Origin of the sequence: Azohydromonas aeria (assembly GCF_009760915.1) — a bacterium.
GTDB classification, from domain to species: domain Bacteria; phylum Pseudomonadota; class Gammaproteobacteria; order Burkholderiales; family Burkholderiaceae_C; genus Azohydromonas; species Azohydromonas aeria.
In genome coordinates this window covers 274,047-296,561 of the sequence record NZ_VIDQ01000002.1, presented here as the reverse complement: position 1 = coordinate 296,561, position 22,515 = coordinate 274,047, and the positions used below count along the sequence as shown (strand labels likewise).

Genomic DNA, 22,515 nt, shown 5'->3' with positions numbered 1-22,515 from the left:
GCCCACCACCAGGCGCTTGGAACCGAAGTTCTGGTTCATTTGCAATGTTCCTCGCTGCAGTTTTCGAATCAGTAAGCGCCGAACAGCTTGGCGCCCAGCACCAGCGTCAGCACCACGCCGGCAGCCAGCACCGCCAGCGCCGAGCTGCGGCCGAAGGCCTTGGTGGTGTTGTGCGTCATGTCCATCCACAGGTGGCGCACGCCGGCGAAGAAGTGGTGCAGGTAGCCCCAGATCAGGGCCAGCGCCACCAGCTTGATGAACCAGCCGGGGAACAGCCCCACGCCGGACGTGAAGGCGCTGGTGAAGCGCTCATAGGAGATTTCCGAAGAGACGCTGGTGTCGAACATCCAGATGATGAACGGCAGCAGGAAGAACAGGATCGCGCCGCTGATGCGGTGCAGGATCGACACGATGCCCGACGGCGGCAGGCGGTACGAGACGATCTGCGAGATGTGGATGTTGCGATGGACGGGTCTTTGCTTGATCGTGTCGGCCATGATGCGGGCGGGGCGTGTCGGTGAAGAAATGGAAAAACGCCGGCAGCCCGGCCGGGCTTTTGCAGCCCCGACCGGAGTGCCGGCGGTCCGGTGCGGAATCAGCTCAGTCCGAGAAGCTGGCGCGCCTGCTGCGGCGTGGCGACGGGGCGGTCATGTTGCTGGCACAACTGCGCCACGGCACGGACCAGTGCCGCGTTGGACGGCGCCAGCGTGTCCTTGTCCAGGCGCACGTTGTCCTCCATGCCGGTGCGGCAGTGGCCGCCCAGCTCCAGCGACCAGCGCGCCATCGTCATCTGGTCGCGGCCGATGCCCGCCCCCGTCCAGGTCGAGCCCGGCGCCACGCGCTGCAGCGTGCGCACGTAGAACTCCAGCACCTCGCGGTCCACCGGCATGGCGTTGCGGATGCCCATCACGAACTGCACGTGCAGCGCGCCCTTGATGAGGCCTTGCTGCTGCAGCTTCGCCGCCTGGAAGATCATCGACAGGTCGAAGGCCTCGATCTCGGGCTTGATGCCGCGCTCGCGCATCTCGGTGGCCAGCCATTCGACCAGGTCCGGGCTGTTGTCGTAGACGCGTGTGGGGAAGTTCACCGAGCCGGTGGCCAGCGAGCCCATGTCCGGCTGGAGTGCCAGGTGTGCGCCGCGCTCGCGCCCGGCACCGGAACGACCTCCGGTGGAGAACTGCACGATCATGCCCGGGCAGTGCCGGCGGATGCCGTTGAGCACCTGCGCGAAGCGCTCCGGCGAGGAGGTGGCGGTGCCGTCGTCGTTGCGCACGTGCAGGTGCACGAGCGAGGCGCCGGCCTCGAAGGCCTCGTGCGTGGACTCGATCTGCTCCTGGATGGTGATGGGCACCGCCGGGTTGTCGCGCTTTTGCGGCAGGGAGCCTGTGATGGCCACGGTGATGATGCAGGGACTGGTCATGACTTTGCCTCGTTTTCGGCACGGGTCGAGCCAGCGTATGGGCCCACGTGCCTTGAGTTGAACGGGTTTCTTGCGTCCGGGCGGGAGGGTGGACGGAGCGGTGGCTTGCGCTGCGGACTTAGTCGGCACGGATGCCGCGCTCGGTGATCACCCGGCTCCACTTGTCCATATCGGACTTCAGGTGTGCGCGCAACTGCTCGGGCGAGCCGCCCATGGGCTCGGCACCGATCAGCGCCAGCCGCTGGCGCACGTCGGGTTTGCGCAGCGCGTCCAGCAGGGCCTGGTGGAGCTTCGCGATGACCGGTTGCGGCGTGCCCGCGGGCACGTACACGGCGAACCAGGGCGACAGCTCATACCCCGGCAGTCCGGCCTCCGCGATGGTGGGGACCTGCGGCAGCGCGCTGGAGCGCATGCGCGTCGTCACCGCCAGTGCCCGCAGCTTGCCGGACTCGATGTGCGGCCGCGCCGAGGTGATGCTGTCGAACATCAGGTCCACCTGCCCGCCGAGCAGGTCGTTCATCGCCGGGCCGCTGCCCTTGTAGGGCACATGCAGCAGGTCGACATGGGCCATCGAGGCGAACAGCTCGCCCGCCAGGTGCAGCGATGTACCGTTGCCGGCCGAGGCGTACGTGATGGCGCCGGGCTTGGCCTTGGCCTGGGCGATGACGTCGGCCACCGAGCGCGCCGGGTTGGCTGCCGGCACCACCAGCACGTTGGGCACGATGGCCAGCAGCGACACAGGCTCGAAGTCCTTGACGGGGTCGAAACTGATCTTGCCGTACAGGAACTTGTTCACCGCCATGCCGTTGGCGACGATCATCATGGTGTGGCCATCGGCCGGCGCCTTGGCGACCAGATCCATGCCGATGTTGCCCCCGGCCCCGGGCTTGTTCTCAACCACGAAGCTTTGTCCCAGGGCCCGACCCATGGACTCGCCCAGCGTGCGCGCGATCACGTCCATGGCGCCCGCCGGCGGGAACGGCACGATCCAGCGCACGGGTTTAGCCGGATAGGCCGGGGCCTGCGCGAAGGCCTGGCCGGCACAGGCCAGGCCCAGGGCGGCCATGAAGGTTCGACGATCGGGCATAGGGGCTCCGTGTTGGCGGTGTGAGGATGAGGAATCAGGTCATGCGCCGATGCACCTAGAGGCGGCACGGCGCGAGAGACGTTTCACTGGAGACCGCTAACGCGCTCCAGCTCGGAACGCAGCAGCCGCACCACCGCTGGGTCATAGGTTTGGAGCACCCGCTCCACCACCGGTCGCGTGGCCAAGCGCATGCGTTCGCGCTCCGGCTCGGACACCTCGTTGAACTGCATGCCGGCCGCTTTGAGCTCCTCCACGGCCTTGCGCGCCTGCTGGCGGCTCTCCTGCCGCTCGCGGTCGCGCGCTTCGAGCGCGGCAGCGCGCAGGAGCTGCTGTTCCTGGGCCGAGAGCTTGTCCCAGAACTTCTTGCTGACCAGCACCACGATGACGCCATAGGCGTGGCCGGTAGCGCTCAGGTATTTCTGCGCCTCGTACAGCTTGGCCGTGCGCGTGATCAGGTAGGGGTTCTCCTGCGCGTCGAGCGCCTTGCTCTCCAGGGCGCCATACAGCTCGGCGAAGGACATCGGCACCGGGTTGGTTCGCAGTGCCTTGAACGTGTCGATGAAGACCGGGTTCTGCTGCACGCGGATCTTCAGGCCGTCCAGGTCCTCCAGCCGCCGGATGGGCCGCTTGCTGTTGCTGACATGGCGAAAGCCGTTCTCCCAGAATGCCAGTCCGACCAGACCCTTCTCCGGCAATTTCGCCAGCAATGCCTGGCCGAAAGGGCCGTCCAGCAGGGCATCCGCCTGTGCCGGCGTACTGACCAGGAACGGCAGGTCCAGCAGGCCGAACTCCTTGACCATGGTGGCCACCGGCGCGGTGCCCGGGGCGAACATTTCCTGCACCCCGCCTGCCAGCGCGGACAGCTGCTGCATCTCGTTGCCTAACTGCAGTGCCGGGTACTCGCGCACCTTGAGCTTGCCGCCGCTGCGCTCGGACACGATCTCGGCAAACTTCCGGGTGCCGATGCTGATGGGATGGTCGGCATTGACCGGATGGCCCATGCGGATCGTGCGCTCCTCGAAGCCCTGGGCCTGCGCCCCGGCCGCGACCAGCAAAGCCGCCGTAAGCATGCTGCGGCGAGTGAGTCCTGGAATGGTCATGTGGTGTCTCCGGATGGAATGGCTAACGGCTGGGCTTGAAGCGTCCAGGCGCCGCCGTGCCCCGGGCGTCTCTGCCCAAGGGGGTCGGTATCGCGGTGCCCGTTGCACGGGCCGCCGTGCTCAGCGCTGCAGCGCGCTAAGCACCGCCAGGCTCATGGCCTTGATGGCCGTCTTCAGGGACGGTGCGGGCACCGGCGCGAAAAACGGCGAGTGGTTGCCGGGCACAGGCTTGCCACCCGGCTGGCGGGAGGCTTCAACTTCCCCGGGATCGAGCACACCGACCAGGAAGAACATCGACGGCACGCCGGCCGCCCCATACTCGGCGAAGTCCTCGCTGGGCGTGATCGGCGGCATGCGCTTGGCCTTGGCACCGAATGCCGCTTTCAGCACGGCCTCGGTGCGCTCGACCAGCGCCGCGTCGTTGATGGTGGCGTCGCCGCCCGGGTTGACCTTCAGCTCCGGCTCGGGCGCCCCGGCCATCGCCGCCGTGGCCGTCGCGGTGCGCTGCAGGCCCTCGCGCAGCCTGGCGCGCACGGCAGGGTCGTAGCTGCGCAGCGTGCCGCGCAGCACCACGCTGTCCGGGATGATGTTGCCGCTGGTGCCGCCCTGGATCGAGCCGACGCTGAGCACGCCGAACTGGAACGGGTCCTTCTCGCGGCTGACGACGCCCTGGACATCGACCACGAAGCGCGAGGCCATCAGCACGGGGTCGATGGATTTATCAGGCGCCGACCCATGGGCGCCGCGACCGTGGAACCTGGCTTCGAAGGCGTCAGCGTTGGAGGTGACGGCGCCGACGTTGAAGCCGATCTCACCGTGGGCCATGGGCCAGCTGTGCAGCGCGAACGCGAAGTCCGGCTTGCCGAAGCGCCGGAACAGGCCGTCGGCCAGCATGGCCCGGGCGCCGCCCAGCTCCTCTTCCGCCGGCTGGGCAATGAACATCAGCGTGCCCTGCCAACGGTCCTTGAGCCCCGCCAGGGTCTTGGCCGTGCCGACCCAACTCGCCATGTGCAGATCATGGCCGCAGCTGTGGGCCACGTAGGTCGGCTTGCCCTGATAGCTCACCTGGACCCGGCTGGCATAGGGCAGGCCGGTCGTTTCTTCCATCGGCAGCGCATCGAGCTCGGTGCGCACCAAGATCGTCGGGCCGCTGCCGTTGCGCAGCAGGGCCACGACGCCGGTCCCGCCTACCTGTTCCGTCACCTCGAAGCCTGAGGCGCGCAGCTCGCCGGCGAGCTTGCGGGCGGTGTTCACCTCCTGGAATGCGAGCTCCGGATGGGCGTGGATGTCCTTGTAGAGCCTCTCCACGCCGGCCTGGTGCCGTTCGACCTGCACGTCGATGTCCCGGCCCAGGCGCTCTGCCACGTTCCCCGGCTGGGCCTGGGCCGCCGCGGCCAGCAGCCAGGCCGCGGCGCCGGCACCCGCCTTCGCACGATTCAACAGGGTGACCATGACCATGCCCCGCGCCGCGCTCACTTGGTCCGGGCCCCGGCCGCCACGGGAGACGCGCCGGCGCTCACGACCTTCACGCTACGAGGCTGCGCAGAAGCCGAGCGGCCATGGTTGATCATGGCCACGGCCACCGCCGCAATCACCGCGGGAATCGCGATGGCGATGAAGTTCTGCTGCAGCGGCAACGCCATGCCCACCAGCGTGCCGATCACGATCGGCGCCAGGATCGCGCCGCTGCGGCCCACGCCCGAGGCGAAGCCGATGCCGGTGGAGCGGACGGCCATGGGGTAGAACTGCCCGGCATAGGCATAGGTCACGATCTGCGTGCCGATGGTGGAGGCGCCGGCCAGGCCGACGACGAAGAACAGGGCCTCGGTGGGCATGGGCACGCCCAGCAGCGTGATGGAGACGGCCGCGAGCACGTACATCGAGAACAGCACCCACTTGATGTGGAAGCGGTCGGCCAGCCAGCCGCCGCCGACCGCGCCGATCATGGCGCCGAAGTTCAGCGTCAGCACGAAGGTCAGCGCCGACCCCAGGCTGTAGCCGGCGCCGGCCATCAGCTTGGTCAACCAGGAGCTGAGCGCGTAGACCATGAACAGGCACATGAAGAAAGCGACCCAGAACATCACGGTGCTGAAGCCGCGGCCGTCCTGGAACAGGTGGCGCACCGGCGCGTTGTCGGCCTTGTCCACCGCGGGCAGCGCGAAGCGGTCGGCCGCGGTCGGGCGGAAGGCGGGGTCCAGCTTCGCGACGATGGCTTTCAGCTCCTCATGGCGCCCCTGCTTCAGCAGGAACGGCATCGACTCGGGCAGCGACTTCAGGATGAACGGGATCAGCGCCACGGGCAGCACCGCCGCGAAGAACACCGACTGCCAGCCGTAGCTCTCGATCAGCCCCTTGCCCAGGACGGCGGCGAGCATGCCGCCCACCGCGTAGCCGCTGAACATCAGCGTCACCATGGTCGAGCGCACCTTGCGCGGCGAGTACTCCGTCATCTGCGCCACGACGTTGGGCATCACCCCGCCGATCCCTAGGCCGGCCAGGAAGCGAGTGATGCTGAACGTGACCGGGTCGGTGGCCAGCCCGGCCGCCGCGGTGAACACACTGAACAGCACGATGCAGATTGCGATGGCCCAGCGCCGGCCGATGCGGTCGGCAACCGTGCCCAGGAAGATGGCGCCGAACATCATGCCGAACAGCGCCGAGCTGACCATGAAGCCGGCTTGCGTCGGGTCCACGCCCATCTGCTTCATGATCGATGGCAGCGCGATGCCGGCCACCGCCAGGTCGTAGCCATCGAAAATGATGATGAGCGCGCACCAGAACAGCACCAGGCCGTGGAAGCGGTTGAAGCGGGCCTCGTCGGCCACCTTGTGTACGTCGATGGTTCTCATGTGTCGTCTCCTGTGGATCTTGTGTGTCGGGCGGTCGTGCAGCCGCGGGGCTCAGCCCAGGTCGCCGCCGCCCACGGGCAGCGTCACGCCGGTGATGTAGGCGGCCTCGTCGGAGGCCAGGAACAGGATCGCGCCCACCTGCTCGTCGATGGTCCCGTACCGCTTCATCAGGCTCGACTGCACGGTCTGGTCCACGATCTGCTGGTACCAGGCCTTCTCCTGCTCGGTCGGCAGCTCGGTGTTGCGCGGGACGCGCCGCGGCGGCGCCTCGGTGCCGCCCGGGGCGGTGGCGTTGACGCGGATGCCGCGCTGCGCGTTCTCGAAGGCCAGGCAGGCCGTGAGCGCGTTCACGCCGCCCTTGGCCGCGCCGTAGGGCACGCGGTTGACGCCGCGCGTGGCGATGGAAGAGACGTTGACGATGGAACCGCTGCCCTGCTCCAGCATCACCGGCAGCGCCGCGTGGCAGCACCACAGCGTGGGGAACAGCGAGCGCCGCACCTCGGCCTCGATCTCGTGCTCGCGGTAGTGCTCGTAGGGCTTGGCCCAGATCGTGCCGCCGACGTTGTTGACGAGGATGTCCAGGCGCCCGAAGCGCTGCACGGCCTCAGCCATCACGCGCTCGGCATCGGCGTTGCGCTCCAGGTCGGCGGTGAGCGTGAGCACGCGGTCAGCGGCGCCGGGCAAGTCGCGCAGCTCGTGGACCAGCTCGGAGCGGTCCACCGCCGCCACGCGGCCGCCCTCTTCCAGCAACCGCTCGACCACGCGCCGGCCGATGCCCTGCGCCGCGCCCGTGACGACGGCAACCTTGTTCTCGAAGCGAAGATTCATCACATTCACCCATAAAAATGGCCCGTGCGGCCGGGTGGCCGGCACGGGCCGAAGGAGACAACTCAGGCGCTAGCGGCAAACTTCTCGTAATGGAAGCTGGCCGGCTTGACGCCGCATTCGCGGATGAACTGGCTCACCGCCTCGACCATCGGCGGCGGGCCGCACAGGTAGATGTCCACTTCGCCGTCGTGAAGGTGCGCCGGCTCGATGTGGTGCGTGACGTAGCCTTTCTTCGGCCAGACGCTCTCCGGGCTGGCCACGCAGGCGGCAAAGGTGAAGTTGGGAATGCGCGCGGCAAACGCCTCCAGCCTGTCCAGCTCCACCAGGTCGGCGTCATGCGTCACGCCGTAGATCAGGTGCACCGGGTGCGGGCTGCCTTCGGCGGCGATCTTCTCCAGCATCGCGGTGAAGGGCGCCAGCCCCGTGCCACCGGCCAGCAGCAGCAGCGGGCGCTTGATGTCGCGCAGGTAGAAGGTGCCCAGCGGGCCGGTGAGTGCCATGCGCTCGCCCGGCTTCGCCTGCCCCGTGAGGAAGCCGCTCATGAGCCCGCCGGGCACGTTGCGGATCAGGAACGACACCTCGCCCCCGTCACGCACCAGCGAGCTGAAAGAGTAGGCGCGGGTCTGGTCGGTGCCCGGCACCTGCAGGTTGACGTACTGGCCCGGCAAGAAGGCCAGCTTGTTCAGCGACTCGTCCTTGAGCGTGAGCGAGATCGTGCTGGGCGAGAGCTGGCGCACCTCGCTGACGGCGGCCTCGATGGCGGCCTGCTGCGTGCGGCACACCGCGGAAGACGCGGGGACCTGCACCACGCAGTTGCCCTGGGCCCGCATCTGGCACGTCAGCACGTAGCCCTGGGCGGCCTCGTCCTCGCTGAGCGCATCCTCGATGTAGTCGCCCATCTCGAACTTGCCGGACTCGGCCAGGCACTTGCAGGTACCGCAGGCGCCGTCGCGGCAGTCGAGCGGGATGTTGACGCCCTGGCGGTAGGCGGCGTCGGCCACGGTTTCCGTCGGGTTGGCCTCGATGAAGCGGGTGACGCCGTCCTCGAAGCGAAGGGCAATCTGGTGGGGCATGGTGTGTCTCCTGCGCGCGGTCCCGGGAAAGAGCCCGTGGCACGGGCCCTTCTTCCGGTCCGCTGTCTCAGATGTGATAGACGTCCAGGACGTGGTGGATGTAGTCGTTCTTCAGCACCACGCGCTTGCGCCGGATGAGCGGCTGGCCGCTGCTCAGGTCGATCGTGTAGTGGCTGGTGCCGAAGTAGCTGTCCACGGTCTGGTAGCGGTAGCTCAGGGTGTGCCAGTTGAAGCGCACTTCAAGCTGCTCGCCCTGCTGCGACACGATCTCGACGTTGTGGATGTTGTGGCCCGTGCGCGGCTCGGGCATGCTCGCCGCCGAGCGCTCGGTCTTGATGCGGAAGACCCGGTCCTCCAGCCCGCCCTTGTTGGGGTAGTAGATCAGCGAGATCTCGCGCTGCGGGTCGGTGGTGAGCTGGTCGTCGTCGTCCCAGGACGGCATCCAGAAGTCCACTTCCGGGTGGTAGCAGGCCAGCCACTCGTCCCACTGGCGGTCGTCCAACAGCCGGGCCTCGCGGTACAGGAAGGACTGCACCTGTTCGATGGTCATCATGATCGTTGTCTCCTTCATGCGTGGTCGCAGGCGTGGTTGTGTCCGCACACGACGTGCTCGACGCCGGCGGCCTGGCGCGACTCTTCGATCTCGACGGCACGCCGCATGGCCTGCAGCCAGTAGCGGTGCTGCTCGGTGTAGAGGCCCTCGTCCTCGGTCTTTACGCCCGAGAGCAGCGGGTTCAGGCCGATTTCGTTCGCGGCGGCGTCGGGGCCCTGCACCCACTGCGTCGCGCCGCGGCACATGTCGTTCCACTCCAGCGCGATGCCGGCGTAGCCCTGCTGGCAGGCGCGGAACTCCTCCAGGTCGTCGGGCGTGGCCATGCCCGTGGCGTTGAAGAAGTCCTCGTACTGGCGGATGCGCCGCGCGCGTGCCTCGGCCGACTCGCCCTTGGGCGCGATGCAGTAGATGGTGACCTCGGTCTTGTCCACGGCGATGGGCCGCAGCACGCGGATCTGCGAGCTGAACTGGTCCATCAGGTAGACGTTGGGATACAGGCACAGGTTGCGCGAGTGGCCGATCATCCAGTCGGCCTTGGCCTGGCCGTGCTGCTCGATGAGCTGGTCGCGGATCGGGTAGGCCGGCCGGTCCTCGGGGTTGGCCCACTTGGTCCACAGCAGCATGTGGCCGTGCTCGAAGGAGTAGAAGCCGCCGCCCTGCTTGGCCCAGCTGCCCGCGTCCATGGCCTTGATGTTGTCGCCCGCGGCGGCCTGCTTGCGCTGGTTGGTGGTGGCCGCGTAGTTCCAGTGCACGGAGCTGACGTGGTAGCCGTCGGCGCCGTTCTCGGCCTGCAGTTTCCAGTTGCCGTCGAAGGTGTAGGTGGAGGAGCCACGCAGCACTTCCAGCCCTTCGGGCGACTGGTCAACGATCATGTCGATGATCTTCGTGGACTCGCCCAGGAACTCGGTGAGCGGTGGCACGTCCGGGTTGAGACTGCCGAACAGGAAGCCGCGGTAGCTCTCGAAGCGCGCAACCTTCTTCAGGTCGTGGCTGCCGTCCTTGTTGAAGGTGTCGGGGTAGCCCGCGCCGCTGGCGTCCTTGACCTTGAGCAGCTTGCCGGCGTTGCTGAAGGTCCAGCCGTGGAAGGTGCAGGTGAAGCTGGCCTTGTTGCCCTTCTTGTGGCGGCACAGCGTGGCGCCGCGGTGCGAGCAGGCGTTGATGATCGCGTTGAGCTCTCCCGCCTTGTTGCGCGTGATGACGATGGGCTGGCGGCCGATGTAGGTGGTGAAGTAGTCGTTCGGGTTCGGGATCTGGCTCTCGTGGGCCAGGTAGATCCAGTTGCCCTCGAAGATGTGCTTCATCTCCAGGTCGAACAGGGCCTCGTCGGTGAAGGCGCTGCGGTGCAGGCGGTAGACGTGCCGGTCGGCGTCCTCGACCAGCAGGCCGGACAGGCGCTGTTTGACGCCTTCGAGGGATGCGGAAGTGCTCATGCTTGTCTCCATGCCCGGTCACGCGGGCGTCGTTGGGCAAGGCTTCGCCCGGCCCGGTCACGCGGCGGTGTCCGGGGGGAGAAGGTTTCTTGGGGGATGGAGGGCACCGCGCGGGCGGCGGTGCCGGGCTCAGGGCGTCAGGCGGCGGCGCGCGGACGGTTGAAGTTCGTGGCCGGGGCGCTGGGCGCTTCGGCGTGCAGCGTGAAGTCGAACCTGATCTCGTAGAACGGCTTGTCCGTGCCCAGGGCCTGCATCGCAGCGCGGTCGGTGTTGGTGTGCACCGGCGGCACCAGGCCGTCGCGCGTGCCGAAGGCGAAGTCGTCCCACAGGTGCGGGTCGTTCTCGATGTTGATCTGCGTGGTCAACTTGCGGTGGCCCGGGGCGGTCACGAAGAAGTGGATGTGCGCCGGGCGGTGGCCGTGGCGGCCGAGCTGCTGCAGCAGCCGGTCGGTCGCGCCACCCGGCGGCACGCTGTAGCCCACCGGCATGACGCTGCGGAACTTGTAGCGGCCCTGCGCGTCGGTCACGATGGTGCGGCGCAGGTTGAAGTCGCTCTGGCTCTTGTCGAAGTAGGAGTAGTTTCCCAGGCTGTTGGCATGCCAGACCTCGACCTTGGCGCCGGCCAGGGGCTGGCCGTCGTCGCCGCGCACGACGCCCTGCATCACCACCAGCTCGCCCGGCGTGTTGCCGTCGTCCAGGCGGGCTTCACCTTGGGCCACCGGGGCGCCGGCCACGTACAGCGGGCCCTCGATGGTGCGCGGCGTGCCGCCCTTGAGGCCGGCGCGGGCCTCGGCCTCGTCCATGCGCAGGTCCAGGAAGTGCTCCAGGCCGATGCCCGGCACGATCAGGCCCAGCTCGCCGTTGCGGCCCGCGTCGCCCAGGTAGTTCAGGCCGGCCCAGAACTCCTCGGGCGTGATGTCGAGTTCCTCGATGGCGATCATCAGGTCGCGCACCAGGCGATGCACGACGAGCTTGATGCGGGCATTGCCCTCGCTGACGACGCCGGTCTTCTCGAAGCGGTCGAGCAGCTGGTCGATGGTCTTGGTGTCCATGAGATGTCTCCTCAAGAGGTCTGTGTGAAGGTCAACGGTGGGGCGGGTGAGCCGCCGGGGTCAGCGATCGTCGTCGTGGATCGACGAGGGGTGGCGGCACAGCGCCGTCACCTCGATCTGCATGAAGGGGAACAGGGGCAGCGTCGAGAGCACCTGGTGCAGCTCGTCGGCGCTCTCGACGTCGAAGACGCTGACGTTGGCGTAGCGGCCGGCCACGCGCCAGAGGTGGCGCCAGGTGCCGTCGCGCTGCAGCTGCTGCGCGCGCTCGCGCTCGGTCTTCTTGAGCGCATCGGCCTTCTCGGCGGGCAGGTCGTGCGGCAGCCGCACGTCCATCTGGACCTGGAACAGCATGGTTCGTCTCCTCGGTTGTTTCTGGAAGGTGGTTGCTGCCGCAACCGGGTTGAAGCTCAGCGGCCGCGGCGCAGCCGTGCGACCTTGTCCTCGTCGATGTCGATGCCCAGTCCGGGCGTCGTGGGGATCTGCAGCGAGAAATCGCGGTAGGCCAGCGGCTCGCGCAGGATTTCCTCGGTCAGCAGCAGCGGGCCAAACAGCTCGGTCCCCCAGGCCAGCTCGGCGAAGGTGCTGAAGAGCTGCGCCGAGGCCATGGTGCCCACGGCGCCTTCGAGCATCGTGCCGCCGTAGAGCTCGATGTTGGCGGCCTGGGCGATGGCCGCGACCTGCGCGGCGCCGCGCAGGCCGCCGGACTGGTTGGTCTTGACGGCGAAGATGTCGGCCGCGCCCAGGCGGGCGACCTCAAACGCGTCGCGCGGACCGTGCAGCGCCTCGTCGGCCATGACCGGGATGATGTTGGCCTGCGTCAGGCGCTGCAGGCCCAGCTTGTCGGCGGCGGCAATGGGCTGCTCGACCATGTCGATGCCCGCGTCGGCCAGCATCTGCATGCCTTCGAGCGCCTGCGACACCGACCAGGCCTGGTTCGCATCGATGCGCACGCTGGCCATGTCGCCCAGGGCGCGCTTGATGGCCGCGACGTGCGCCACGTCGTCCTTCACCGAGCGCAGGCCGATCTTGAGCTTGAAGATGTTGTGGCGGCGCAGCTCCAGCACGCGCTCGGCCTCGGCAATGTCGCGCTGCGTGTCGCCGCTGGCCAGGGTCCAGGCCACGGGGATGCTGTCGCGCACGCGGCCGCCGAAGAGCTCGCTCAGCGGCACGCCCAGGCGCTGGGCCTGGCTGTCGTAGAGGGCGGTCTCCAGCGCGCACTTGGCGAAGCGGTTGCCCTGGATGCGGCCGTTGACGCTGGCCATCAGCCGCGCCACGCCGCGCGGGTCCTGGCCCACCAGCATCGGCGCGATGTAGGTGTCGATGTTGGTCTTGATGCTCTCCGGGCTTTCCTCGCCGTAGGCCAGGCCGCCGATGGTGGTGCCCTCGCCCCAGCCCACGATGCCGTCGCTGGACGCGATGCGCACCAGCACCAGCGTCTGGTGGTTCATGGTCGCCACCGAGAGCTTGTGCGGCCGGATCGTGGGCACGTCCACCAGCAGCGTCTCGACCGCGAGAATCTTCAGTTTGGAGTCCATCTGCAAAGCTCTTTTGAAGGCCGGTAGGGAATCCGCTTGAATTGCCGGAGCCCATGGCCGGGTAAATGCCAAAAGGGTTTGTGGCCCTGGTTCTAGGCGCAGCGGTACCCCGCCCGGTATTTCCTGGAAACCCGGTGAATCGGTTGCGGTGCGCCTTTGATGGGTTGAATCTTAGGAAGCGCCTTGCTCCAAGTCCAAGACGCATTTAGACTGAATCGATACCTAAAAGGCATGCAATGGAACTGCGCCACCTGCGCTACTTCGTCGCCGTCGCCGACGAGCAAAGCTTCACGCGTGCGGCCGAGCGGCTGCACATCTCGCAGCCGCCGCTGAGCCGCCAGATTCAGGACTTGGAAGAGGAACTGGGCACGCCGCTGTTCGAGCGCGGATCACGGCCTCTGAAGCTGACCGAGCCCGGCCGCTTCTTCTACAGCCACGCCACGCGGCTGCTGGAGCAGGCGGCGCAGGCGGCACGGGCCACGCGGCGCGTCGCGCGCATGGAGCGGCGGCTGGTGATCGGCTTCGTAGGCTCGACGATGTACGGTGCGCTGCCGCGCCTGGTGCGCCTTTTCCGTGCCGAGCGGCCGCAGACCGAGATCGCGTTGGAGGAGATGTCCACCATCGACCAGATCGAGGCCCTCAAGGCCGGGCGCATCGACGTCGGCTTTGGGCGCATCCGGCTCGACGACCCGGCGATCAAGCGCGAGCTGCTGCGCGAGGAGCGCCTGGTGGCTGCCATACCCCAGGAGCATGCACTTGCCATTCCGGATAAACCCTTGGTTCTGGCTGCGCTGGAGAACCAGGAAATACTGGTTTACCCCAAGAGACCCCGGCCCAGTTATGCCGACCAGGTGCTGGCGCTGTTCCGCGACCAGGGCATGCAGCCGGCCGCCGTGCACGAGGTGCAGGAAATCCAGACCGCGCTGGGGCTGGTGGCCGCGGGCATGGGCATTTGCGTGGTGCCGACGGGGGTGAGCCGGCTGCGGCCAGACGAGGTGGTGTACCGGCCGCTGAGCGACGCGCAGGCGGTGTCGCCGATCATCATGAGCACGCGGGTGCACGACCAGAACGAGGACATCGTGCTGTTGCGCGCGCTCATCGAGCGCATCTACCAGGAGCAGGCCGAGGCGCGCCGGCGCGCTGCCGCCGAGGCGGCGGTCCAGGGCGGGGTCAGCGGCTGACGGCCCGGCTGGCCGCTTCGGCGGCGGGCGCCGGCGCGGGGGCCGTCCGTTTCCAGCCCAGCACGGCATGGGCGCAGCCGCCGATCACCACGCCCCAGAACGCGGCGCCCAGGCCCCACAGGCTCATGCCGCTGGCCGTGACGAGGAAGGTGACGATGGCCGCCTCGCGGTGCTCCGGGTCACTGACAGCGCCCTGCACGTTGGCTGTGATGGCGCCGATCAGCGCCAGCCCGGCCAGCACCGCCACGAACGCCGGGGGCAGCACGGTGAAGAGGCCGATGATGGTGCCGGCCAGGCAGCCGCCCACGAGGTAGAAGACGCCGTTGGCGATGCCGGCCACGTAGCGCCGGGCCGGGTCTTCATGCGCCTCCCGCCCCGTGCACAACGCCGCGGTGATGGCGGCCAGCACGGTGGTGATGCCGCCAAACGGCGCCGTGAGCAGCGACGCCGCGCCCGTGGCCACCAGTATCGGCCGGGCCGGCGTCGCGTAGCCAGCGCCGCGCAGGATGGCCATGCCCGGCAGGAACTGGCCCGCCAGGCTCACCACGGCAAGCGGCACGGCCAGGCTCAGCGTCGAGGCCCAGCTCCAGGCGGGCGTGATGAGCACGGGCCGTGTCAGCTCCAGGCGCAGCGCGCTCCAGTCCACGCCGCCCAGGCCGGCGGTGAGCGCGATGCCCAGCGCCAGCACCATCAGCAGGTGGTAGCGCGGCCAGAAGCGCCGCGCCACGAGGTAGGCCCCCACCATGCACAGCGTGGGCAGCGGCATCGCTTCCACGGCCTTGAAGGCGCGAGCGCCGAACTGGAACAGGATGCCGGCCATCATCCCGCAGCACACGCCGCGGGGGATGCGCCGCATCAGCCAGTCGAATCCGCCGGTGAGGCCCACGGCCAGGATCAGCCCCGCCGCCGTGATGTACGCCCCCACCGCCTCGGGCAGCGACAGCGCCGGAAACAGCGTGATGAGCAGCGCCGTGCCCGGGGCCGACCACGCGGTGATGACCGGCACTTTGAGCCACCAGCTCAGTGCGATGCCGGAGACGGCCGCGCCGATCGAGATGGCCCAGACCCAGGACGCCGTCATGTCCGGCGTGACGTGGGCCGCCCGCGCCGCCTGGAAGAAGATCAGCAGTGGGCCGGCGTAGGAGATGAGCACGGCCAGGAAGCCGGCCGTGACGGCGGGAACGGACCAGTCGCGTCGAAGCATGGTGCGGTGTGGTTGGCGTGAAGCAAAACGCCCGCGTGGCGCGGGCGCTGATGGGGTTCGGCCGGGGCCGGCGCTCAGGCCTGCGCCTGGCGCAGCCAGTCGTCCAGCGCGGCGCGGAAGGCCTGCGGCTGCTCCAGCACGCTCAGGTGCGAGGCCTGGGGCAGCACTTTCAACTGCGCGCCGGGAATGCCCCGGGCGATGGTCTGCGCCATCTCCGGCGGCGTGCCCTGGTCCAGAGCGCCGGCGATGACGAGCGTGGGGACCGCGATGCCCGGCAGTCGCGCCGTGGTGTCGATGTCTGCGATCGCCTGGCAGCACGCCACGTAGGCCGCCGCATCGCAGCGGAGCACCCGCGCGCGCCAATGCGCCACGACCTCCGGATGCTCGGCGTGGAAGCCCGTGTGGAACCAGCGCTGCAGCGCGCCGTCCACGATGGCTTCCAGGCCCCCGCGCTCGATGCCGGCGATGCGCTGCGCCCAGCCGGCCTGGGCTTCCTGCGGATACGCAGACGTGGTGTTGGCCAGCACCAGCGCCCGCACCTTGTCCGGGTAGCGCAGCGCCAGCTCCTGGCCGACCATGCCGCCCATCGACAGGCCGACCCAGACCACCGGCCCGGCCACGACCTCGTCGATCAGCCGCGCCGCGTCGTCGGCCAGTTCGGCCATGGTGTAGGGCCCCGGAGGCGCCTCGCTGCCGCCATGGCCGCGCTGGTCGTAGCGCAGCACGCGGCCATGCCGGGCCAGGTGCGGGACCAGCCCGTCCCACATCATCAGGTCGCAACCCAGTGCGTGGGCCAGCACGAAGGTGAGCGGCGACTGCGACGACACGCCATCGCCGGCGGCACGCAATTCGTAGTGCAGGCGGGGCGCGCTGGTCGTGAAGCCCGCCACGGCATTCTTGCCCTGGGCCATCACACCCGCTCCAGCACCACGGCAATGCCCTGGCCCACGCCGACGCACATGGTGCACAGCGCGTAGCGCCCGCCGCGGCTGTGGAGCTGGTTCACGGCGGTGGTCACCAGCCGCGCGCCGCTGGCGCCCAGCGGGTGGCCCAGCGCGATGGCGCCGCCCCACGGGTTCACGCGCGGATCGTCGTCGCGCAGGCCCAGATCGCGCAGCACGGCCAGCCCCTGCGCCGCGAAGGCCTCGTTGAGCTCGATCACGTCCATCTGCGCCAGGCTCAAGCCCGTGAGCGCCAGCACCTTGCGCGTGGCCGGCGCCGGCCCGATGCCCATGATGCGTGGCGCCACGCCGGCCGTGGCCATGCCCACCACGCGCGCCCGCGGCGTCAGGCCCTGGCGGGCGGCGGCCTCTTCCGAAGCCAGGATCAGCGCGCAGGCGCCGTCGTTGACGCCGGAGGCATTGCCCGCCGTCACGGTGCCGTCCGGGCGCACCACGCCCTTGAGCTTGGCCAGCGCCTCCAGGCTGGTCTGGCGTGGGTGCTCGTCCTTCGAGACGACCAGTGCCTCGCCCTTCTTCTGCGGCACCGTCACCGGCGTGATCTCGGCGTCCAGAAGGCCGGCTTCCTGCGCCGCCACGGCCTTGAGCTGGCTGGCCAGCGCCATCTTGTCCTGGTCCTCGCGACCGATACCGAACTCGGTGGCGACGTTCTCCGCCGTTTCGGGCATGGAGTCCACGCCGTAGCGCTCCTTCATGAGCCGGTTGACGAAGCGCCAGCCGATGGTCGTGTCGTACACGGCGTTGTCGCGGCTGAAGGCACTCGTCGCCTTAGGCATCACGAAGGGCGCGCGGCTCATGCTCTCCACGCCGCCGGCGAGCATCAGCTCGGCCTCGCCAGCCTTGATGGCGCGCGCGGCGGTACCGATGGCATCCATGCCCGAGCCGCACAGGCGGTTGAGGGTAGAGCCGGGCAGGCTCTGCGGCAGGCCGGCCAGCAGCAGCGACATGCGCGCGACGTTGCGGTTGTCCTCGCCGGCCTGGTTGGCGCAGCCGTAGATCACGTCAGTGAAGGCCTCCCAGTCGAGGTCGGGATGGCGCGCGGCCAGCGCCTTGAGCGGCACGGCGCCCAGGTCGTCGGCGCGCACGGACGAGAGGCTGCCGCCGTAGCGGCCGAAGGGCGTGCGCAGCGCGTCGCAGATGAAGGCGTGTCGGGTCATGCTTGTCTCCAGGAATGCGGTGGGTCAGGCCTGCTTGAGCGTCACGCCGGGCGTGAGCGCCTGCAGGTCGCGCAGGGTCAGGCCGGGTGCCAGGTCGATCACGGTGGCAACGCCCTCGGCCAGGTCGATCACCGCCAGGTCGGTGTAGAGGCGGCTGACGCAGCCCAGGCCCGTGAGCGGGTAGCTGCATTCGCTCACCAGCTTGGCCTGCCCCCCCTTGGTCAGGTACTCCATCATCACGAAGGTTTTCTTCGCGCCGATGGCCAGGTCCATGGCGCCGCCGACAGCAGGAATCGCGTCGCCGGCGCCGGTGTGCCAGTTGGCGAGGTCACCGCCGGCAGAAACCTGGAATGCACCCAGCACGCACACGTCGAGGTGGCCGCCGCGCATCATCGCGAAGCTGTCGGCATGGTGGAAGAAGCAGCCGCCCGGCAGCAGCGTCACGGGCTGCTTGCCGGCGTTGATGAGGTCGTAGTCCTCCTCGCCGGCGGCGGGCGCGGGCCCCATACCGATGACGCCGTTCTCGGAGTGCAGCACCACTTCCCTGTCTGCCGAGAGGTGGTTCGCCACGGCGGTGGGCAGCCCGATGCCGAGGTTGACGACGGCGCCGTCCGGGATGTCGCGTGCGACGCGCGCGGCCATGTCGTCACGCGTCCAGCGGGAGATGGCGGCAAGGGCAGGAGAGGCTTGTTGGCTCATGGTGGTTCCTTGGTGGCTCAGGCCGCGCGCTTGAAGCCGCCGGCCGTGGTGGCGACACGGTCGATGGGCACGATGCGCTGCACGAACAGGCCCGGCGTGACGACGCTCTCCGGGTCGAGGCTGCCGAGCTCGACGACCTCGTGCACGGTGGCGACGGTGGTCCGGGCCGCCATGGCCATGACGGGCCCGAAGTTGCGCGCCGTCATGCGGTAGCTCAGGTTGCCCCAGCGGTCGCCCTTTTCCGCCTTGATGAGCGCGAAGTCGGCATGGATGGGCGACTCCAGCACGTAGCCGCGGCCGTCGATCACGCGCGTCTCCTTGCCTTCGGCCAGCGCGGTGCCGTAGCCCGTGGGCGTGAAGAAGCCGCCAATGCCCGCCCCCGCGGCGCGGATGCGCTCGGCCAGGTTGCCCTGCGGCACCAACTCCAGCTCGACTTCGCCGGCGCGGTAGAGCGCGTCGAAATGGTGGCTGTCGGCCTGGCGCGGGAAGGAGCAGATGATCCTGCGCACCCGCCTGAGCGCCAGCAGCCGCGCCAGCCCCGCGTCGCCGTTGCCGGCGTTGTTGTTGACGATGACGAGGTCGCGTGCGCCGGTGTCGATGAGCGCGTCGATGAGCTCGTTGGGTTGCCCGGCGGTGCCGAAGCCGCCGACCATGACGGTGGCGCCGTCGCGCACGTCGGCCAGCGCGGCCGCGGCGGAGGAAACGATCTTGTCGATCATGGGAGTGCTCGAAAGGTAGAAGACGGAAGTACAGCCGTCGGCTTGACCTCCGGCTTTCAAGGTGTTCTAATAGCGAACATATATTCGTTAGTCGAACACACGGCGCGAAGGCTACGGCCCTGGAGCCTTGCCTGTCAAGGCATGGCCGCATCGCCCGTGAGCCCGTGAACCGACGAGGAGAACCACCATGGCCACGCGCAAGGCGGCGTCCGGCGCCGAAGAAGGGAGCGAGGATCTCAAGCCCAGCGACAGCTACGTGCAGTCCTTCGCGCGGGGGCTGGAGGTGCTGCGCAGCTTCGGCGCCGGGGTACCGGCGCAGACGCTCTCGGAAGCAGCGGAGCGCGTGGGCCTCACGCGGGCCGGCGCACGCCGCATCCTGCTGACGCTGCAGACGCTGGGCTACGTCGAGCAGGACGCTCGCCAGTTCCGCCTCACGCCCAAGGTGATGGAGCTGGGCTTCGCCTACCTCAGCGCGCAGCCCTGGTGGCACTTGGCGCAGCCGCTGATGGAGGAGCTGACGCAGCAGCTCAAGGAGTCCACCTCGGCGGCCGTGCTAGACGGCGAGCAGATCGTCTACGTGCTGCGCGTGCCCGTGCACAAGATCATGTCGATCAACCTGGGCGTGGGCTCGCGGCTACCAGCGCACTGCACCTCGATGGGCCGCGTGCTGCTGGCCCACCTCCACGAGGACGAGCGCGAGCGCCGCGTGCTGGCGATGGCGCTGGAGCCCCTCACGCCCAAGACCGTCACCGACCCCGAGAAGCTGCTGCGCACCCTGGTACAGGTGCGGCGCCAGGGCTGGGCGCTGGTGAACGAGGAGCTGGAATTGGGGCTGATGTCGATGGCCGTGCCGATCCGCGACCGTGCCGGCCGGGCAGTGGCCGCGATCAACGTCAGCAGCCGGCCCCATCAACAGTCATCCGCGGAGATGCAGAGACGCTGCCTGCCCGCGCTGCAGTCGATGGCCGAGCGCATCAGCGCAATGCTCCCCAGCTAAAAAGAATGCGGTTGCATCGCTGACCGTTGTTTAAGAGTACAAAGGCTGGCCGTGCGATACGGCGCGGCGCCACTGGATGGTAGATACCCGTTGCGGTTCGGAGTCAGTATGCCTTGCTGATCGGTCGCTTGCTTCCCGGGTTTCTCCGTCAGCCAAGCACTCCAACGAACTTTGGATAAACGCATTGCGGTCGTTGACGCAACTCCCGCCCAAGTATTCGCGGTAGACATAGTCGCCATCGAGCAGAACGAGGTCCGACGGAAGCACGCGCTGCGATTCCGTCCGGTTTGCAATGGCATGGCTCATATAGTCTGTCCATACCGGCAATGCCAGCGTGCCGCCGGTGGCCCGGCCCAGGCTGCGGGGTTGGGCATACCCCATCCAGACAACCGTAGCAACCCCGGACGAGTAGCCAGCAAACCAGACATCCCGGGCATCGTTGGATGTTCCTGTCTTGCCCGCCAGATCACTGCGATTGAGCACCGCGGCGCGCCGTCCGGTCCCATCGCGCACCACGTCACGCAGCATGCTATCCATGACGTAGGCGTTGCGTTTCGATATCACCCGTGATCGCCGAGCTTCGGTTGCGGCCTCGTACAGCACACTGCCACTGCGCTGGCTGACCTTGTTGATCAGGCGAGGCTCGATGCGATCGCCGCCGTTGGCGAACACGGCATAAGCCTGCGTGAGCTGTAGAGGGGTGACCGCACCCGCCCCGAGTGCGAGCGGCAGGATCGGCGGATTGAGCTCCGAAATGAATCCGAAACGAGTGGAGAACTGCTGCACGTAGTCCATGCCAGCCGCCTGCATCAGGTTGACGGCGACCACGTTCTTGGAACGGGTCAAACCCCGCCTTGCAGAAATGAAGCCTTCGTAGTTGTCGCCGTAGTTGCGGGGACTCCATGCCTTGCGGCCGCGGGCCTGTGGGGTGACCAGGCGCTGGGTGTCGTCGATAAGCGTGCCCGGAAAGTAACCCTTCTCAAGCGCGGCGGAATAGACGAATGGCTTGAAAGTCGAGCCCGGCTGCCGGATCGCTTGAACTGCATGGTTGAATTCGTTGAGAGCAAAGTCGAAGCCTCCTGCAAGCGCCAGGATCTCGCCAGAATGCACGTCCACGGAAACCAGTGCGCCTTCCATCTGCGGCAGTTGGCTCAAGCTCCACCCTTTGACGTCGTCGTGCGTGGCGCGGATCACGGACCCTGGCGTAATGCGGTTTCGAGCCGGTGTCTCGGGCCTGAGCGCTGCGATAGCGCTGCGTCCCAGCTTCTTGGACGGGATAAAGACTGAAGTGCCGTCACGCAATGCCGCCGTGATGCCGGTGGAAGCGGACGCCTGCAGCACGATGGCCGCACGCAGGTCTCCGCTGTCACGGTGGGATGCGAGCGCTGCCCGGATTCCCAAGCGATCGCCAATGGCGGGAACTTGCTCCACGCGCCCTTCCGGGCCCCCATAGGGTTGCATGCCTTGCGCATTGACCAAGCCGGTGCGCAGGGCGCGGGTTGCAGCATGCTGCTCACCCACACTGATGGTTGTTACCACATCCAGGCCGAGCGCATAGGCATCGTCACCATACCGGTCGACGACCAGCTTTCGCGCCTGCTCGACGGCATAGGCAGCAGCAGGGTCCATCGATCTGTGCTGTTTCCGCAGTGCCAGCTTCTCGGCGCGCGCCTGCTGGTATGCCTGCTCGTCGATATGCCCAAGCTCCCTCATGCGTCTGAGGATATGTTGCTGGCGGGTGATTGCACGGTCTCGGTTGACAACCGGGTTGTAGGCGGAAGGCGCCTTCGGCAGTCCGGCCAGCATTGCCGCCTCGGCCACCGTCAGCTCGTCGAGCGTCTTGGCGAAATAGACGGATGCGGCAGCAGCAAAACCATAGGCCCGCTCTCCCAGATAGACCTGGTTCATGTACAGCTCAAGAATCTTGTCCTTGCTATAGACGGACTCGAGCTTGTAGGCCAGCAGGATCTCCATCATCTTGCGATGGTACGTTTTCTCACGGCTCAAGAAGAAGACACGCGCGACCTGCATGGTGATGGTGCTGCCGCCCTGGGCATGGTGGCCGGCGGCAAAGTTGCTGACAGCCGCACGCACCAGCCCCGTCAAGTCGACGGCACCATGCGTGTAGTAGTCCGAATCCTCGATCGCCAGCAGGGCTTGCCGGAGCTTGAGCGGCATGCGGTCGATCGGCACAACTTCGCGCCGCTCCTCCCCGTATTCCGCGAGCAAGCTGCCGTCCCTGGCGTAGACACGCATCGGCAGCATGGGCTCGTAGTCCGCCAAATGGTTGACGTCGGGCAGCACCCGCCACAGCTGGTAGACGCCATAAGCCGCGCCGACTGTGCCCCCGAGACACAATCCCAGGCCCAAGCCGAGGACGAGTCTGACGCCAGGGCGGAGGCGTGATATCAGGCCCGGCACGGTTTTCTGGCTCATACCTTCAGTTCCTGGCAGTTGGCGACTGCACCTCATTGCGTAAAACATGGCTTGCAGGGATCTCTGCAACGACTTTGGCCTTCACCGGCACTCCTCCAATGGCATGGGTGGGATCGCCGATCGCCTCAGCGCTGGAGCCCGAAGGGAGCAGCCGCCCACCTAGGCGGATTTCGTCGACGGCGCATCTACATCCGTGACGTCCCATGAACATGGCAGTGAATCTTGGGACGGAGCGA

21 protein-coding genes are annotated in these 22,515 nt (G+C 68.1%); 2 read left to right on the top strand and 19 right to left on the bottom strand.

What is annotated here, in order from left to right:
- Positions 1-68 precede the first annotated feature (68 nt).
- From sdhC to FJ694_RS03090, 13 genes are all read right to left on the bottom strand, one after another.
- Entirely contained in the window at positions 69-497 is a 429-nt protein-coding gene (sdhC, locus tag FJ694_RS03150) for a succinate dehydrogenase, cytochrome b556 subunit (protein ID WP_157264248.1), read from the bottom strand.
- A 98-nt stretch (positions 498-595) separates the two neighbouring features.
- Positions 596-1,420, bottom strand: coding sequence for a 3-oxoadipate:acetyl-CoA acetyltransferase (locus FJ694_RS03145; RefSeq protein ID WP_157264247.1), 825 nt, complete (start codon positions 1,418-1,420; stop codon positions 596-598).
- Between the two features lie 118 nt (positions 1,421-1,538).
- Positions 1,539-2,507, bottom strand: a complete 969-nt coding sequence (locus FJ694_RS03140) for a Bug family tripartite tricarboxylate transporter substrate binding protein (protein WP_157264246.1) — start codon at positions 2,505-2,507, stop codon at positions 1,539-1,541.
- Positions 2,508-2,590: 83 nt separating this feature from the next.
- A complete protein-coding gene (locus FJ694_RS03135; RefSeq protein WP_157264245.1) occupies positions 2,591-3,607 on the bottom strand; it encodes a TRAP transporter substrate-binding protein in 1,017 nt (338 codons plus the stop codon).
- Positions 3,608-3,727: 120 nt separating this feature from the next.
- On the bottom strand, positions 3,728-5,059 hold the full coding sequence (locus FJ694_RS03130; protein ID WP_375140191.1) for an amidohydrolase: 1,332 nt from the start codon (positions 5,057-5,059) through the stop codon (positions 3,728-3,730).
- Between the two features lie 20 nt (positions 5,060-5,079).
- On the bottom strand, positions 5,080-6,456 hold the full coding sequence (locus FJ694_RS03125; protein ID WP_157264243.1) for an MFS transporter: 1,377 nt from the start codon (positions 6,454-6,456) through the stop codon (positions 5,080-5,082).
- Positions 6,457-6,507: 51 nt separating this feature from the next.
- Positions 6,508-7,284: a 1,6-dihydroxycyclohexa-2,4-diene-1-carboxylate dehydrogenase gene (locus FJ694_RS03120; protein ID WP_157264242.1), complete on the bottom strand. Its 777-nt coding sequence runs from the start codon at positions 7,282-7,284 to the stop codon at positions 6,508-6,510.
- 62 nt (positions 7,285-7,346) lie between these two features.
- Entirely contained in the window at positions 7,347-8,357 is a 1,011-nt protein-coding gene (benC, locus tag FJ694_RS03115; RefSeq protein WP_157264241.1) for a benzoate 1,2-dioxygenase electron transfer component BenC, read from the bottom strand.
- A gap of 67 nt (positions 8,358-8,424) precedes the next feature.
- Positions 8,425-8,910: a benzoate 1,2-dioxygenase small subunit gene (benB, locus tag FJ694_RS03110; protein WP_198320701.1), complete on the bottom strand. Its 486-nt coding sequence runs from the start codon at positions 8,908-8,910 to the stop codon at positions 8,425-8,427.
- 14 nt (positions 8,911-8,924) lie between these two features.
- Positions 8,925-10,340, bottom strand: a complete 1,416-nt coding sequence (gene benA, locus FJ694_RS03105) for a benzoate 1,2-dioxygenase large subunit (RefSeq protein ID WP_157264238.1) — start codon at positions 10,338-10,340, stop codon at positions 8,925-8,927.
- 137 nt (positions 10,341-10,477) lie between these two features.
- A complete protein-coding gene (gene catA, locus FJ694_RS03100) occupies positions 10,478-11,392 on the bottom strand; it encodes a catechol 1,2-dioxygenase (protein WP_157264236.1) in 915 nt (304 codons plus the stop codon).
- 60 nt (positions 11,393-11,452) lie between these two features.
- Positions 11,453-11,743, bottom strand: coding sequence for a muconolactone Delta-isomerase (gene catC / locus FJ694_RS03095; RefSeq protein WP_157264234.1), 291 nt, complete (start codon positions 11,741-11,743; stop codon positions 11,453-11,455).
- Between the two features lie 56 nt (positions 11,744-11,799).
- A complete protein-coding gene (locus FJ694_RS03090; protein WP_157264232.1) occupies positions 11,800-12,927 on the bottom strand; it encodes a muconate/chloromuconate family cycloisomerase in 1,128 nt (375 codons plus the stop codon).
- Positions 12,928-13,163: 236 nt separating this feature from the next.
- Here FJ694_RS03090 and FJ694_RS03085 point away from each other — a divergent pair, with 236 nt between their 5' ends.
- Positions 13,164-14,108 (top strand): LysR family transcriptional regulator, encoded by a 945-nt coding sequence (locus FJ694_RS03085; RefSeq protein ID WP_157264230.1) that lies wholly within the window; start codon positions 13,164-13,166, stop codon positions 14,106-14,108.
- On the opposite strand, the gene FJ694_RS03080 is transcribed toward FJ694_RS03085, so the two are convergent.
- The 5 genes from FJ694_RS03080 to FJ694_RS03060 all read right to left on the bottom strand — a co-directional run bounded on the left by FJ694_RS03080 (position 14,098) and on the right by FJ694_RS03060 (position 18,846).
- Positions 14,098-15,312, bottom strand: coding sequence for a benzoate/H(+) symporter BenE family transporter (locus tag FJ694_RS03080; RefSeq protein WP_157264228.1), 1,215 nt, complete (start codon positions 15,310-15,312; stop codon positions 14,098-14,100). The genes FJ694_RS03085 and FJ694_RS03080 overlap by 11 nt on opposite strands.
- Positions 15,313-15,386: 74 nt before the next feature.
- Positions 15,387-16,223 (bottom strand): 3-oxoadipate enol-lactonase, encoded by an 837-nt coding sequence (gene pcaD, locus FJ694_RS03075; RefSeq protein ID WP_157264226.1) that lies wholly within the window; start codon positions 16,221-16,223, stop codon positions 15,387-15,389.
- The gene (gene pcaF / locus FJ694_RS03070; protein WP_157264224.1) at positions 16,223-17,428 is read right to left on the bottom strand and encodes a 3-oxoadipyl-CoA thiolase; all 1,206 of its coding nucleotides are present in this window, start codon (positions 17,426-17,428) and stop codon (positions 16,223-16,225) included. The genes pcaD and pcaF overlap by 1 nt, the downstream gene beginning before the upstream one ends.
- Before the next feature lie 24 nt (positions 17,429-17,452).
- Complete coding sequence (locus tag FJ694_RS03065; protein ID WP_157264222.1) at positions 17,453-18,127, bottom strand: 3-oxoacid CoA-transferase subunit B; 675 nt, start codon at positions 18,125-18,127, stop codon at positions 17,453-17,455.
- Between the two features lie 17 nt (positions 18,128-18,144).
- Entirely contained in the window at positions 18,145-18,846 is a 702-nt protein-coding gene (locus tag FJ694_RS03060) for a 3-oxoacid CoA-transferase subunit A (RefSeq protein WP_157264220.1), read from the bottom strand.
- 187 nt (positions 18,847-19,033) lie between these two features.
- On the opposite strand from FJ694_RS03060, the gene FJ694_RS03055 reads away from it, so the two are divergent.
- Positions 19,034-19,843 (top strand): IclR family transcriptional regulator domain-containing protein, encoded by an 810-nt coding sequence (locus tag FJ694_RS03055; protein WP_157264218.1) that lies wholly within the window; start codon positions 19,034-19,036, stop codon positions 19,841-19,843.
- A 30-nt stretch (positions 19,844-19,873) separates the two neighbouring features.
- Here the strand turns inward: FJ694_RS03055 and FJ694_RS03050 are convergent, their stop codons facing one another.
- A complete protein-coding gene (locus FJ694_RS03050) occupies positions 19,874-22,279 on the bottom strand; it encodes a penicillin-binding protein 1A (RefSeq protein ID WP_157264216.1) in 2,406 nt (801 codons plus the stop codon).
- Between the last annotated feature and the right edge of the window lie 236 nt (positions 22,280-22,515).

Bases quoted from the DNA above. Each gene is read 5' to 3' on its own strand.
- sdhC (WP_157264248.1), bottom strand. From the start codon at position 497: ATGGCCGACACGATCAAGCAAAGACCCGTCCATCGCAACATCCACATC.
- FJ694_RS03145 (WP_157264247.1), bottom strand. From the start codon at position 1,420: ATGACCAGTCCCTGCATCATCACCGTGGCCATCACAGGCTCCCTGCCG.
- FJ694_RS03140 (WP_157264246.1), bottom strand. From the start codon at position 2,507: ATGCCCGATCGTCGAACCTTCATGGCCGCCCTGGGCCTGGCCTGTGCC.
- FJ694_RS03135 (WP_157264245.1), bottom strand. From the start codon at position 3,607: ATGACCATTCCAGGACTCACTCGCCGCAGCATGCTTACGGCGGCTTTG.
- FJ694_RS03130 (WP_375140191.1), bottom strand. From the start codon at position 5,059: ATGGTCACCCTGTTGAATCGTGCGAAGGCGGGTGCCGGCGCCGCGGCC.
- FJ694_RS03125 (WP_157264243.1), bottom strand. From the start codon at position 6,456: ATGAGAACCATCGACGTACACAAGGTGGCCGACGAGGCCCGCTTCAAC.
- FJ694_RS03120 (WP_157264242.1), bottom strand. From the start codon at position 7,284: ATGAATCTTCGCTTCGAGAACAAGGTTGCCGTCGTCACGGGCGCGGCG.
- benC (WP_157264241.1), bottom strand. From the start codon at position 8,357: ATGCCCCACCAGATTGCCCTTCGCTTCGAGGACGGCGTCACCCGCTTC.
- benB (WP_198320701.1), bottom strand. From the start codon at position 8,910: ATGATGACCATCGAACAGGTGCAGTCCTTCCTGTACCGCGAGGCCCGG.
- benA (WP_157264238.1), bottom strand. From the start codon at position 10,340: ATGAGCACTTCCGCATCCCTCGAAGGCGTCAAACAGCGCCTGTCCGGC.
- catA (WP_157264236.1), bottom strand. From the start codon at position 11,392: ATGGACACCAAGACCATCGACCAGCTGCTCGACCGCTTCGAGAAGACC.
- catC (WP_157264234.1), bottom strand. From the start codon at position 11,743: ATGCTGTTCCAGGTCCAGATGGACGTGCGGCTGCCGCACGACCTGCCC.
- FJ694_RS03090 (WP_157264232.1), bottom strand. From the start codon at position 12,927: ATGGACTCCAAACTGAAGATTCTCGCGGTCGAGACGCTGCTGGTGGAC.
- FJ694_RS03085 (WP_157264230.1), top strand. From the start codon at position 13,164: ATGGAACTGCGCCACCTGCGCTACTTCGTCGCCGTCGCCGACGAGCAA.
- FJ694_RS03080 (WP_157264228.1), bottom strand. From the start codon at position 15,312: ATGCTTCGACGCGACTGGTCCGTTCCCGCCGTCACGGCCGGCTTCCTG.
- pcaD (WP_157264226.1), bottom strand. From the start codon at position 16,223: ATGGCCCAGGGCAAGAATGCCGTGGCGGGCTTCACGACCAGCGCGCCC.
- pcaF (WP_157264224.1), bottom strand. From the start codon at position 17,428: ATGACCCGACACGCCTTCATCTGCGACGCGCTGCGCACGCCCTTCGGC.
- FJ694_RS03065 (WP_157264222.1), bottom strand. From the start codon at position 18,127: ATGAGCCAACAAGCCTCTCCTGCCCTTGCCGCCATCTCCCGCTGGACG.
- FJ694_RS03060 (WP_157264220.1), bottom strand. From the start codon at position 18,846: ATGATCGACAAGATCGTTTCCTCCGCCGCGGCCGCGCTGGCCGACGTG.
- FJ694_RS03055 (WP_157264218.1), top strand. From the start codon at position 19,034: ATGGCCACGCGCAAGGCGGCGTCCGGCGCCGAAGAAGGGAGCGAGGAT.
- FJ694_RS03050 (WP_157264216.1), bottom strand. From the start codon at position 22,279: ATGAGCCAGAAAACCGTGCCGGGCCTGATATCACGCCTCCGCCCTGGC.